The organism is Wolbachia endosymbiont of Pentidionis agamae, from assembly GCF_036711655.1.
Lineage (GTDB): Bacteria > Pseudomonadota > Alphaproteobacteria > Rickettsiales > Anaplasmataceae > JAZHPY01.
In genome coordinates this window covers 1-12,740 of record NZ_JAZHPY010000020.1, presented here as the reverse complement: position 1 = coordinate 12,740, position 12,740 = coordinate 1, and the positions used below count along the sequence as shown (strand labels likewise).

Genomic DNA, 12,740 nt, shown 5'->3' with positions numbered 1-12,740 from the left:
ACTAAAATTACTGACTCAGGGCTAGACCATTTAAAAGATCTAACAAACCTTCAATTTCTTTATTTGCGTAATACTCAAATTACTGATAAAGCTATAAAAGACTTATTAGAAGAGTTGCCGAAATTAAACTATATTTCTTTTAAAGGCAAATTTTATTTTAGAGAAGAATTTCAAAATTATTGTGACAGTCTTTCTAATGACAATGCTAATACACATAATGGACATACTAATTCTGAGCAATATATCAGTACTCCGGAATGTATGCCCAATGCTCAAAAATCTTCAGACGACAATGGAGAATGTAATGTAAAGAATCAACATTGTTCTCATAATTCTAATACAAGAGATGTGCATAAAGAATCAAGAAATAACCAAGTTGTTATAATAACTTCATGTGTAATAGGAGCAGTTCTTGGAGCAGCTATAGCTGCATATTTTACAGTTGGGGTTTTACCTATACTTGCAACTATTGGTATCTGTGTTGCAGCAGGTATTCTTGGTGCTGCTACTGCTTACCTTGCTTCTAAAATTTTTGGAAGTAATGAGGTAAATACTGACCTTCAGGATGTTAGATGTAAAAATCATTCGCAACACGAAGGAATAAGTTAAAAATTGTAATAGAGAGGTAAGTATACTACTCCACTAAAAGTGGAGTAGTATATATTAAATAATACTTTATAAAAAAAAATTTCTGTTTTATAGATAAACCTCAATTAAAGTTTGTACACTTTAATTTGGTAGTGCCAAACAATTCATGATGTTAAAGGAAGAAAGGAAATGGTATAGAAGTAGAAAGGAAAATGTGTAAAGAATGGAAAGTTAAAAAGTGGGAAACAGCAGTACATATGCAAAGGATGCGACAAACAATTCACAGAAAACGCTGGGAAAAAATATATTGCACAAGAAGAATGGAATTTAGTAGACAGACTTTTGCTTGAAAAAATATCAATAGCTGGAATATCGAGATCTACAAACATATCCGAGACACATTTGCAAATTATGTAAATAAAAAGTACAATAACGTAAAAAAAATAGAAGATTCAGGAAAAGCCAACAAATCTGTGCACAAAATAATAGTAGAATGCAATGAAATGTGGAGTTTTGTCTGCAAAAAAGCTATGGATTTGGCTGGCAATGGACATAGCAACCAGACAAATAGTTGGATAGGAAATAGAGGCGCTGAAGGTGCGACTAAATTGCTTGAAAGCATGCCAGAAGCATATAGAAGAAATAGCGAATTTATTGCTGATAAATTTGATGCATATACTGCTATTTTTCCTGGAATACTTCAAGTTGATAAAGGCTCTGGATTATATTGAAAGATTTAATGCGGCAAAGAATCGGACGTTTAGTAAGAAAAACCTTGTCATTTTCTAAAAAGCTGAGTAACAACGTAGGTGCCATTTGGAATTTTATTCATTACTACAACAAAATTTGCATTTCATGCATTGTTAAGGACTACCTTTAATTGAGGTTTATTTAATATCACGGACTACTATATTGAACGACCCTTGCTTGGACTTGGTGCATTTCTACTTGCTTCAAGTTGTTTTACAAAAGATGTTTCTTGCTTATTTTCTTTGCTATTTTCTTGTTGTTTCATTAATGGCTTCGCAACTTCTTTCACAACAGCAGTAATAGTTTTTAATATAGCTTGAAGTAGAACATTTAGTATGCTACCAGCTGCTTCTCTACCATACCTGCGTGCATTATCCTCATTCTCACTTCTCGTCTCCCCTGCCCTTCTTTTTGGATCCATTTCATGAGCAATCACTGAAAATATCAGGCCCCTAACCTTAAGTTTTATTTGATCCTTAACTTCATGAACATCATTGTTTTTTTCTTGGTTGTGTGAAAGATCTAATATTTTTCCTTTTTGAAGAAGATAAGTAAGTACATTTTCAATAATGTTTCTCTTTCTCTTCTCTCTTATTCTTTTTTCAGATTCTGACTTTTTCCATGTAGGCTTAGTCGTTTCAAGCTCTACATCGACATCTTCATCCATTGCTTGGCTATATAGACTTTCTATTAGGTTATCAATGCTTCTTTTTATCTGGACAGCCTTTTCATAGCTATCTAATCCATCCAATTCTTCATCAATTTGACTAAAAAGATCCTTAAAGACCTCTAAGTACTTTTCAATACGCTCCTTTAGATATTTTTCATCGAATTCATCTTGCTTAACAAGATACCTTTCATCATCATCTTCATCGTCATTTTTTCTATAGGTATTATTACCTTTTCTAAAAACATCTTCATTTTCCATGACATTACCTTGATAAATGTTTAATATAAAAATTAAGTTCTGATATGTTAATACACTAAAATAATCAGTCAGCAATATTTATTATTCCTGTACTAGCTAGAACTACACTAAAGCTATCGAATTCTGTAGGATCGTAGTATCTTTCGTATAGTTCAACAGAGCATTGCAATTTTATTTTTTCTCCGTTATTAAATTCTATCTCATAATCATTAATAGAGTTTTGCATAGCAGAGTCACGCAGCAGTTTATCAGCATTCATAGAGTCTATGATACCATTAATTCTGATTACTACATACCTGCTTCCAGCAAAATTAAGCATTCTTTTCCAACCAAAAGAATAGATACTCTTTATTTCTTCTTGATTATTATGCAAGGCAAAGCGCAGGTTTTTTATATTTTTTAATACACTAAAGTTGCCATTTTCATCTTTTATTTTTAATTGTAAACTCATTTATTCCTCTCTGGTTAAAATATCAAAATTCATAATTGAATGTAAAATTTCATCACGCTGGCTAATAATGCCATTCCTCTCTATAAGAATATGCTTATGAGGATCATGAAAATTTTTAAGTGTAATATTAATTTGCTTCATAATATAAAACATCTTATCGAGATGAAAAGCGTATATATGGCAGGATAATTTATCTTTTATGGCGAAAGCATGTAAGTATTTGTAGTCTACAATATTTATATTTAAATAAGGAATTATAACTTTCTTTGGAACATTAGTATAAATGCCAGTAACACACGCTCTTAAATTCTGATTATCACTCAAAGAATGAAATATCTTATGATATAATACACTTATAGTCTCTATGCTCTTCATGACGATAGCCATTATAAAACAACTTTTAGTTCGCAAAACGGTGCATATACACTTTTTATTCCAGATAAATAAGTATTAGTTTCCGTTTCACGATTACGATATGCGTTAGCAACGTGATTCGCAATACCTTGCTTTATTTGAGCAGGAATTAAATCACTATTTTCATAACCGGCCTTGTACACAATATCAATTCTTGATACATTGAAGAGTTGATCAAATTGGATATAAGGTGCTACTAAATCTACATGATAATTTTTCTGACTTAGTGGCTTTGCACTCTGATTTCGGTATACAGCTTCTACTGATTCTACTTTGATAATAGGACCATAGACTAATCCAAATTTGCGCCGTAATACATGATTAACAGCATACGAAATTTGCCATTCTTGTTTTATTAACGATATTCCCATATACCACTGAGCATAATCAGTTGCAATAGATAAAAGATTTGAAATTAACTCATCATCTTGATTGTTTTCAATCCTCAGGAAAGATTTCATAAATTCCAAAGTGATAGGAAATGATTTAGGTGCGCTAGATCTGCGCTTTATAACAGGACCATATGACATAATAACCCTCCAAGAGTATGTTGTGTTAAATATAAATTTAAGAAATTTGCAATTAGCTAAAACTCAAAGAATTTTAAAGATTTGTACGTTCTAGCATTCGAAAGAAAGAGTGAAATAGGCTTGTCTGATGAAAAAAGCGCATACCTGTAAAAGCAGATTTTAAATTACTGCTTACCAAAGTTTGACTGAGTTCTTTCATAAGTAAATCATGAAATCTTCTTGTAGAATAGTAAAGATAATCTTCAATCTCATAAAAAAATTTGTCTTGAGCAGTTTTCGAGATATTTGTAATCTCTTCATGAAACTCATCTAAAGTTTTTTTATTATTATGGTAATAGTTAGTTATCATATTAACCTCAATTAAGATACATGCTATAATTATAATTGTATTGAAAAACTTCCGAAGCAAAAAAATGCAATAATTCTTGAATAATTAGAAAAATTGCAGAGCTCGTTAAAGTTCTGTTAATAAATAGAACTATTAGACTTCTTATGAAAGTAGAACAAAGCCAAAAATAGTGGTTTTAGGAAATATGGAACAGTAGCTGTGAGAGAGAAACCGTCGATTAAGTATAGCAAAACTTAAGCAATATTTAAAAGAATAACAGATCTTTATGATGATTTTTTGCAGAAATTCAACACTTTATATTAAGAGTTAGTCTTGGTAATTACAACTTTAGCTAATAACCATAACTTTGGAGAAACTAGAAAAACTATTGGTTATTAGCCATGTTAAACCTTTAATTCATACGAGCCTTTTTAGATGTACTTTCCTCTACTGATAGATTTGAAATATTAGTTTTTACTCCTTTTTGTTGATCTTCTGATTTAATAGATACTTTAAGAAAATTTCGAATATCTTCATTTGAAAGATGTGCAAAGATATTACCCCTGAAAGGAAAACTATCTCCTAAAGGTAACTCAACTTCTTTATGTATAAAGGTAGTTTTTTTACAAATTGATAAAAGCTGCATACGTTCAATTTGACATGCTAAATGTTCTTTATATATAACATCTTCATACTTAATAGATCTGCTGGCTTCTACTATATTATCCTTATCAGAATATGCTGCTAATTTTTCAGTATCTGCAAATAAGACATTATAAAGTGAAACGCTGCTATCACCAAGTTTCGTATTTTTCATTTTTTCTAAAGATGCATTGAGTTCTTTTAAGGAATCAGGTGCATTTAAAGTTTCTACAAACTTTTTTATAAATTCTACTTTTTTATCACCTTGTTGGTTAATCAGCAATTTTCCAGTCAACTCTATATATTTATTAATTTTAGCTTGATTTTCTTCCTCTAAATACTCAACCCAATCTACATTAGATGCATCCATTAAGACTAAAGGATTTATAGTAAAGACTGTAACTCTTACATCACTTTCTTTATTATCTTCACAATATTTTTTAGCTTTATTTAAAAAGTTAATGATATCATGATTCCATTCAAAAGAGTAACTAGGATTATTTGTATTACCATCATACCACATTTCTCTGTACTGCAAGCCAGGCTCTAACAATTCTATATGAAAGTCATTAGTTTTTTCATTTGAGAATCCAAGAATACATATTTTTTTATTTAATCTAGATACTGTATTATGTAATGGATTACATCTTTCATCTGTTCCTTGTATTATCTCACGTCCTGATAAATGTGCCCACCTGCGACTAGGAAAGATATAATTAAGAGTAGGATTGTTAGCCCAATTTAGAGGTGCTTTATAAGCACTGCCTTTTATATCATTTTCTATATCATCAATTAAGTCTTTTTCCGTAATATTAGATAACTTGTAATTATATAAACCATATTTGTGATTATTAATCATATAATTATGTTGAAGCACAGACTTCTTATCATTTACGTTGATATATGTTTTTTTAGATTTTTTAAAAAGAGATAATTTATTTTCTTTCACAGTAAAAATGTAAGAATCACTAGCTTCCTCATGAAAGTCTATAAACTCTCCAAGAGTATCTGGAATAGGTTTACCAAAAAATGCATTTTCTTTTGATATTATCATGTTAAACCTCATGTTATAAAAATAGTACTTATATTATAACAATTTTTATAAAAAATTAAAGCATTTTAACTCAATAAGTACATTGTCTTACCTCTATGAAATTAGACAACGCCCCTTTGATTTCTTATGAGATATGCCTTCTTCTACCGAAGGATCTGAAACATAAGTTCTAACTTTTTCTGAATGAGTCTGAGATTTTTTCAAAAAACAAGGTATATCTAGGGTTTCTACAAACTTTTGTAAAAACTCTACTTTATCTTGTTTATTCACAAGAGATGTTTTGGTTGACTCTATAAATCCACTGATTTTAGATTGATTTTCTTCTTTTAAATACTCTTTCCAATCTATATCAAATGCATCCATTAAGACTAAAGGATTTATAGTGAAGATTGTTACTTGAACAGTATCATTCTTTAATTTGTTATTTTTGCAGTACTTTTTAGCTTTATCGAAAAAATCAGTAATATGCTCACCACAATTAAGTGCACAGGCTGGATTACTTCCATTATTATCATAATAAAACCATTTTTCCTTGTACTCTAAACTAAGTTCTACTAACTCTATGTGAAGATCTCTTGTTCCTTTATTTAAAAATCCAAAAATACATATTTTATTGCTTAATTAAGAAATTGTTTTGTGCAATAGTTCACCTCTTTCATCGCTTCCTTGTTTTTTCATTGCCCAAGACTTCTTTGCCCAACAGCGGCTAGGAAAAACATAATCATTAATAGAACTTACATCCCATTCATCAAGTTTCACATAAGCGCTTCCTTTGAGATCGCTCTCTAAACAATCAATTAAGTCTTTTTGCTCAACATCAGATAACCTGTAATTATATAAGCCATATTTATGATTATTGTCTATAGGACAATCAAATTTATTATCCATTACATTTACATATGCTTCTGATCCTACAAAAGGATATAATTCTGTGTATTGTGCAGCAAAAAGGTTATTTTCTCTACACTCGTGATAATTTATAAACTCTCCTAAAACATTCGGAATAGGTTTACCAAAAAATGCATTTTCTTTTGATATTTTCATATTAGCCTCATAATAAATAGTATACCTATATTATAATGACTTTTGAAATAGGCCGAAGCATTTTTTTAGTTGTTGCTATTTTCTTTCTGGAATAGGCGCTGGATTTTCACTATTAGAACGTAAATAAGCAATGAGATCTGCAATTTCCTGAGGCTTTGAAATGCCTGCAAACGCCATGCGTGTACCTTTTATGTAAGACTTTGGGTTCTTTAGAAAAGCAAAAAGCTCTTCATAACCCCAGTTTCCACCTTTTTCAAGCATAGGTTTAGAATAATTAAAAGAATTACCAAGATGCGCCTTTTTGTTATCTACTATATTCCATAAATTAGGCCCTACTTTGTTTTGCCCACCTTTATCAAAAGTGTGACAAGCTATGCATTTTTTTGCTGCTGATTTGCCTTTATCTAAATTGGCATTTTCCATTAGAGCAGATATATCAAGCACCACTTGCTCAAGCTTTTGTTCTGAAGCAGCAGTGCTCACTATATGGTTTTCACCATGCCTTGTATACTCTTGGGGCTTATATAGCACATCTACTATGGTGCTAATTATCATAATAATAAGTGAAGAGAGCAAAATTGAAGCTGCAATTTTATTTAATTCAAAACCATTCATTTGAGCAGTATAATACGATTCATATAATTTTGAATAAATCTGTATTTTTGTAAATAATAAATGAACAAGTATTAGCTATTCTAAAAAATTGGTTAATGATTTTAAGCTTATGGTAATAATAAAACATTACTTTCCGTATATTGCACGTCACTGTTATCTTCTAGAGCTTCAATCAGATTTAGTATTTTTTCAGCTGCATCTTTATCACTAATTTGCACTGGATCTTTTGCTTGCCAGGAAAGACGAGCAAGTTCTGGTTCCCCAAATCTTTCATACAAAGCATTACGTACTTTACCAAAATCTTTAGTTGTTGAAGTTACTATATAAACTTTATCTAAATCGTTTTCTTCGACATTGATTACATCAAATTCAACTGCATAATTAAAAAAATCATTAAAATTTATATTTTCTGCTTTATAAATAACAGTACCTACATGGTCGAACATATAGCTAACACTTCCTGTTTCACCTAAATTTCCATTATTACGAGAAAATATGTAACGCAGCTCAGAAGCAGTGCGATTACGATTATTTGTAACAGCATGTACAATAAATGCTGCACCTAGCGGTCCATGACCTTCATACTGTATCTCTTCATAATTTTCTCCTGCAATGTTACTAGTTGCATTTTTTATTGCCATTTCTATTTTATCTTTCGGCAAATTTTCTTTGCGTGCAGCAAATATAGCAGAACGAAGACGTGGATTTAATTCTGGATTTGGTAACCCTTGTTTTGCTGCTACTACTATTTCCCTTATTAATTTTGTAAATTTTTGCGAGCGTTTTGAATCTTGAGCGCCTTTTCTATGTTTTATATTTGCAAATTGTGAATGACCAGCCATAAATTTATTGTAAGAAAGAATATAACTTAATTTAACAACATCATACTAAAATACCACTTATTAAAATTCCCAGTGTTTATGAATAATATATTAATATTGAGATTTATAAAAGAGATTTTGATTCCGTAATTTTACTATTACTGTTATAATATAAGTAAATCAAATTATGTGAGGTAAATTTATGCGTAAAAAAAACGAAGAACTATATAACAAACTATCTACAGCAATTCTATATGATGATTCAAGTACTTTAGAAGAAGCTAGGGAATTGATCAAGCATGGAGCTGACGTTAATGCTACTATAAGGACAACAGGTCTGCCTCTTTTATTTTTGACTATTCAATCTGGGCATATAGAAGCTACAAAGCTTCTACTAGACAATAAAGCTAGTGTCAAGACTTGTGGTTGGAATCCTTTAAGAGAAGCTATCAGAAATGGTCATGCAGCCATTGTAGAACTTCTACTACAAGCAGGAGCTGATGTTAATGATCGTTATAAAGATAATATAACTCCTTTACATTTTACTGCTAAATATGGAATGATAAAAATTGCAAACATTTTATTAAAACATGAAGCTGATGTTAATGCTGTTGATAAGCATGGTAGTACTCCTTTAGATTATGTTATTCAGAGAAAACAACGTTATTCTTCAGAACTTTATAAAAATGCTATAGAGCTTTTTATCTTCAATATTGCAAAATTGGGAGTAATTGACCCAAATATTAATAATAAGGGATCTAAGAAAAACAAAGACATTATAGAAGGTAGTGAAGAACTTAAGTCTCTTTATGAAGAAAATAAACAGCTATGTCAGGAAGAACTAAAAAAATTAGAAAGTGTAAAGATTGAAGAGACAGAAATCTCATATTATGATATACTAATGACTAAAGGTTCAAGTAAATTAGCATCTTATGCTGGAAATAAGAATTTGCAGAAAGCTTTTAAGTCAGATGAATGGAAAAAGGAATTTCCTATATATGCAAATGATATAGAAAAGCAATGGAAAAAAGGAGTAGAAACACTAAAGTTTTATCAAACATTAAAAAAATTTGGTTATTATTCCCTATATTTTACTGTTCCTGCATTAATAACTGGAGGAATATGTTATGCCTTTTTAGGAGTACAAGTGCTGCCTGAAATAGGTTTAGCGCTTGCTATTGGAATTGCAGCACTTGCAATAACAGCTGGTGTAACACTCATGCAAAAAAAAGGAGAACCTGCTCAATTATTGAGTGAACCTGATGTAAGTGAAGCAACACAAACTCAGGTAGTTAAGTAGTATCTATGACCTTGCCATGGCGATAGTAAATTTTCAAATGTACGAAAGTCTTGGCTAAGGTCTACAACTTGATAAACAACTTTTTTATTTTATCATCATACTATTACCCCTTCATAACTAGTTAAAGAAAAATCTTTAAGCATATGGTAAATCCATAATCAGCAAGTATTCTGCGCAAATCTGGGTGGCTTATGAATTCTATTCCATGCATATCAAACTTTACGCCAAAACCAAGAAGCAGTACTGAAAATTTGTGCAAGACAATTTAAAGCTATGTCTGAAGAACAGCGGGAAATGGCAAGAAATATGATATTTGGTCAAAGAAAAATGATGAAAAAATGAAATTCCATCAGTAGATATAATTGATAGGAAAAACAACTCAAAATTGGGATCCAGAACAAAAAATAAAATGTTGGAAGCGTTTCTCATATTGTAAGATACACTAGGTCTACAGCAGAAGTACAAAGTAGTAAGCATCCAAGCTCGTGAAGGAATTTTCAATTGAAGCAAGAAAAAAATTTGCTACATTATTTTGCAGGTATAAGTTGCAACATTAAAAACAAATGCTTAATAAAGATAGATTGACAATAGCTAAGAAAACTATTGTAGGATTTGAGGTCATAAATAAGTGCTTAAATTACTTGTTTTTAGTATTATATTAATATATTAACTATATAATTAAAATATTATATCTATTAAGGTAATATGTTATGACTAATATAGAAAAACCAGTCTTGTCAAAAAGTTTACAAAAAGATGTTAAGCAATTTGTAAATGAAACTACAAATCCAGATAGAAAACAGAAACAGCAAGATAAGAATAAAAAATAGTAATATGTTACTCAAATCTCACACGACTTGAGAGCTTGTTAGTATATTACATACTTCACAGCAGAAAGAGTGACGTATATTTTATGGCACTATGGCGGATAAGAAATTTATTCTTACTTCGCCATAGTTCCATAATTCTTAGATAATTTTTGCAAATACATACAATAAAATCTTAATCTAAACATTAGTATATTATAGTACAACTTTATTAAGGTAATAGACTGATTTAACTACAATTTTTGATGGCTTTGTTACATGTATAATGTATTTAAAGATTATAATAGAAATAAAAAGCCCATATTGCTATTAACACATTTCATTGCAAGATAAGCATTGCATCAATGTACGCAGTAAAAAATGAAAAATCAATGACCAAAGAGGACATAACAATTTCTTAAAGAAAGAAAAAATATTTTCATCAATCAAGCTATATAAAATAGCCAAATTTATACGCACTCATCTTTCCTGATTATAGAGCGATGATGTAGAAAATTATGATTTTACCACAACGTCCATAACAAACTTAACATAGCAATGGGCAGTAACAGGCTCGAACTGCTGACCCCCTCGGTGTAAACGAGATGCTCTACCAACTGAGCTAACTGCCCCCTTATGAATTTTATTTTATAACTAATTGCTACACATGTAAAATAAAAAAAGATTCTGAGAATAGAGAGATTAATGATTACTTCTCATTTTCCACAATAATACACTGTAAAGCTTAAAAATACTTGATTTTTTATATGTTGGAAAAAGTGAGTATAATATTTTTCTATCCGAGCGGAGGCTACTTATAGATATCAGAAAAAGTATATGAAAAGCACATGCATGTTCTATGAAGAATACAACTTGGAAACTAGTACAGCACAAAAACTATAAAAATAGTATTTACGCTTAGAAGAAAAATATTATCTGAAATAAATTGTAAAAGTGATGCAGGTTTTGAAGTTTTTGCACAGGGAGATAGAGAAGAATTATCACAACGATTTCAGGAAGTGTAATTTTCGGTACTCTTGTGGAGTTTTTACCACTTGGCATTTGCAAAATTTATAGCTTTACAAAAATCGTCGACTAAGCAAAGTTATATCTTTATCCATTGGTATTCTCACTTTAATTTCTAATTGAGTTTTTATCTCTTTATATCCTCTGCTAATCCAGAATTAGCGTCAAAAGATCATGCGCAGATGCTACAGTAGCTTGTCACTTGATATTGGCAAGTCGCAATTAACTACAATGGATACTTGAAGGTGATATCAAAGGTTGTTTTGATAACATTAACCATGAATGGCTTATGAAGCATATTCCTATGGAGAAGAAAATTCTTCATAGTTGGTTAAATGCTGGCTTCCTAGAATCGAAAACTCTGTATCCCACAACTGCAGGTACGCCACAAGGGGGTATAATTTCTCCAATACTAGCCAATTTAGCTCTAAATTGACTTGAAAAATTATTGGAAAGTCAATTTGGTAAACTTGGCAGTAGAAGAAGAAACAAAATCAGAAGTGGAGTAAATGTAATCAGGTACGCTGATGACTTTATTATCTCAGGAATCACACGTGCAGTACTGGAACATGAAGTAAAACCTCTAGTATCGTCCTTTCTTCATAAGAGAGGTCTTATTCTTTCTGAAGAGAAAACAAAGATTACACCTATTACAGCAGGGTTTGACTTTCTTGGTTGTAATGTACGCAGATACAATAAGAAGTTAATTATTAAACCTTCGAAAGAAAGTATTAAGAGGCTTCTTAATAAAGCGCGTACATTGATAAAAGCAAATATAGCAAACTCTCAGGCAGTACTAATTAAGTTACTCAATTCCCTACTAAGGGGATGGGGAAATTACTATAGTCACGTGTGTGCGAAAAGAGCTTTTCACAAAATAGACCATGAGATTATATGCGCCTTATGGAAATTGGCAAAGAAAAGACATACTCGTAAAGGATTATATTGGATAAAGAATTGTTACTTCAAGGTAATGAAATCAACGCCAATGGGTCTTTGCTGCATCCATATGCAAGAACAAACCGAAAGAGATAAGGTTATATTAAGACTACTTAGGTTAATTGATATACCTATCAGACGACATATTAAAATCAGAGTGGATGCAAATCCATTTGACTTTAAATGGAAAAAGTATTTTGATGAGAGAGTGAAACGAACAAAAATGTTACTAGCTCTTCCTCAAGAGAATGTTCTCTAGTGTTGGTGTCACCATTAAGAATGATGTTTTCCGAGGAATCATGAAGGACAGGCCGGTTCGAAATAAGAAGGACTTAGATAATGGGCTCAAGCGTAGTGTGGGGAAACTCGCATGCTGCGTTTCTAAGGAAGGGAGTGGTAGTTAATGGCTACTTCCTTACATAACCAGGTTGCAAGAGATAAAGGTTTTAAAAAACGTGCTCAACTTTACGCCGCCAAAGCTTATTCAAGACAGTCTGGTAATTA

At 30.9% G+C, this 12,740-nt stretch carries 14 protein-coding genes, 1 tRNA gene and 4 pseudogenes; 7 read left to right on the top strand and 12 right to left on the bottom strand.

Features of this window, described 5'->3' with window-relative positions:
- From V6U76_RS01935 to V6U76_RS01930, 3 genes and pseudogenes are all read left to right on the top strand, one after another.
- The coding region (locus V6U76_RS01935) for a hypothetical protein (protein ID WP_333023336.1) at window positions 1-609 on the top strand (609 nt) is incomplete at its 5' end.
- Window positions 610-804: 195 nt separating this feature from the next.
- Window positions 805-1,005: pseudogene (locus V6U76_RS05670) on the top strand (transposase); the annotation flags it as partial.
- Between the two features lie 86 nt (window positions 1,006-1,091).
- Complete coding sequence (locus tag V6U76_RS01930; RefSeq protein ID WP_333023335.1) at window positions 1,092-1,319, top strand: hypothetical protein; 228 nt, start codon at window positions 1,092-1,094, stop codon at window positions 1,317-1,319.
- A gap of 176 nt (window positions 1,320-1,495) precedes the next feature.
- Here the strand turns inward: V6U76_RS01930 and V6U76_RS01925 are convergent, their stop codons facing one another.
- From V6U76_RS01925 to V6U76_RS01880, 10 genes are all read right to left on the bottom strand, one after another.
- Window positions 1,496-2,266 (bottom strand): hypothetical protein, encoded by a 771-nt coding sequence (locus V6U76_RS01925; RefSeq protein WP_333023334.1) that lies wholly within the window; start codon window positions 2,264-2,266, stop codon window positions 1,496-1,498.
- A 64-nt stretch (window positions 2,267-2,330) separates the two neighbouring features.
- Complete coding sequence (locus tag V6U76_RS01920; protein ID WP_333023333.1) at window positions 2,331-2,717, bottom strand: phage tail tube protein; 387 nt, start codon at window positions 2,715-2,717, stop codon at window positions 2,331-2,333.
- Window positions 2,718-3,092, bottom strand: a complete 375-nt coding sequence (locus V6U76_RS01915) for a DUF3168 domain-containing protein (protein WP_333023332.1) — start codon at window positions 3,090-3,092, stop codon at window positions 2,718-2,720.
- 11 nt (window positions 3,093-3,103) lie between these two features.
- Window positions 3,104-3,661, bottom strand: coding sequence for a head-tail connector protein (locus V6U76_RS01910; RefSeq protein WP_333023331.1), 558 nt, complete (start codon window positions 3,659-3,661; stop codon window positions 3,104-3,106).
- Between the two features lie 73 nt (window positions 3,662-3,734).
- Entirely contained in the window at window positions 3,735-4,010 is a 276-nt protein-coding gene (locus V6U76_RS01905) for a hypothetical protein (protein WP_333023330.1), read from the bottom strand.
- Between the two features lie 391 nt (window positions 4,011-4,401).
- Window positions 4,402-5,685 carry a hypothetical protein gene (locus tag V6U76_RS01900; protein WP_333023329.1) on the bottom strand — a complete coding sequence of 428 codons (1,284 nt, stop codon included), beginning with the start codon at window positions 5,683-5,685 and terminating at the stop codon, window positions 4,402-4,404.
- Window positions 5,686-5,778: 93 nt separating this feature from the next.
- Complete coding sequence (locus V6U76_RS01895) at window positions 5,779-6,048, bottom strand: hypothetical protein (protein ID WP_333023328.1); 270 nt, start codon at window positions 6,046-6,048, stop codon at window positions 5,779-5,781.
- Window positions 6,049-6,306: 258 nt separating this feature from the next.
- Window positions 6,307-6,729: a hypothetical protein gene (locus V6U76_RS01890; RefSeq protein ID WP_333023327.1), complete on the bottom strand. Its 423-nt coding sequence runs from the start codon at window positions 6,727-6,729 to the stop codon at window positions 6,307-6,309.
- Window positions 6,730-6,804: 75 nt separating this feature from the next.
- A complete protein-coding gene (locus tag V6U76_RS01885) occupies window positions 6,805-7,344 on the bottom strand; it encodes a c-type cytochrome (protein ID WP_333023326.1) in 540 nt (179 codons plus the stop codon).
- Between the two features lie 107 nt (window positions 7,345-7,451).
- Window positions 7,452-8,186, bottom strand: coding sequence for a YebC/PmpR family DNA-binding transcriptional regulator (locus tag V6U76_RS01880; protein ID WP_333023325.1), 735 nt, complete (start codon window positions 8,184-8,186; stop codon window positions 7,452-7,454).
- 181 nt (window positions 8,187-8,367) lie between these two features.
- Here V6U76_RS01880 and V6U76_RS01875 point away from each other — a divergent pair, with 181 nt between their 5' ends.
- The gene (locus tag V6U76_RS01875; RefSeq protein WP_333023324.1) at window positions 8,368-9,465 is read left to right on the top strand and encodes an ankyrin repeat domain-containing protein; all 1,098 of its coding nucleotides are present in this window, start codon (window positions 8,368-8,370) and stop codon (window positions 9,463-9,465) included.
- Here the strand turns inward: V6U76_RS01875 and V6U76_RS05565 are convergent.
- Together V6U76_RS05565 and V6U76_RS01865 are read right to left on the bottom strand one after the other, a co-directional pair.
- A pseudogene (locus tag V6U76_RS05565) lies at window positions 9,450-9,752 on the bottom strand (NADH-quinone oxidoreductase subunit C); the annotation flags it as partial. The gene V6U76_RS01875 and the pseudogene V6U76_RS05565 sit on opposite strands and share 16 nt — an antisense overlap.
- 1,078 nt (window positions 9,753-10,830) lie before the next feature.
- Window positions 10,831-10,903 (bottom strand) — tRNA-Val (locus tag V6U76_RS01865).
- A gap of 683 nt (window positions 10,904-11,586) precedes the next feature.
- Between V6U76_RS01865 and V6U76_RS01860 the strand changes: the two are divergent.
- The 3 genes and pseudogenes from V6U76_RS01860 to V6U76_RS01850 all read left to right on the top strand — a co-directional run.
- Window positions 11,587-11,922, top strand: a pseudogene (locus V6U76_RS01860) (reverse transcriptase domain-containing protein); the annotation flags it as partial.
- Between the two features lie 135 nt (window positions 11,923-12,057).
- Complete coding sequence (locus tag V6U76_RS01855) at window positions 12,058-12,495, top strand: group II intron maturase-specific domain-containing protein (RefSeq protein ID WP_333023337.1); 438 nt, start codon at window positions 12,058-12,060, stop codon at window positions 12,493-12,495.
- Window positions 12,496-12,535: 40 nt separating this feature from the next.
- Window positions 12,536-12,740 (top strand): annotated as a pseudogene (locus V6U76_RS01850) (Rpn family recombination-promoting nuclease/putative transposase); the annotation flags it as partial.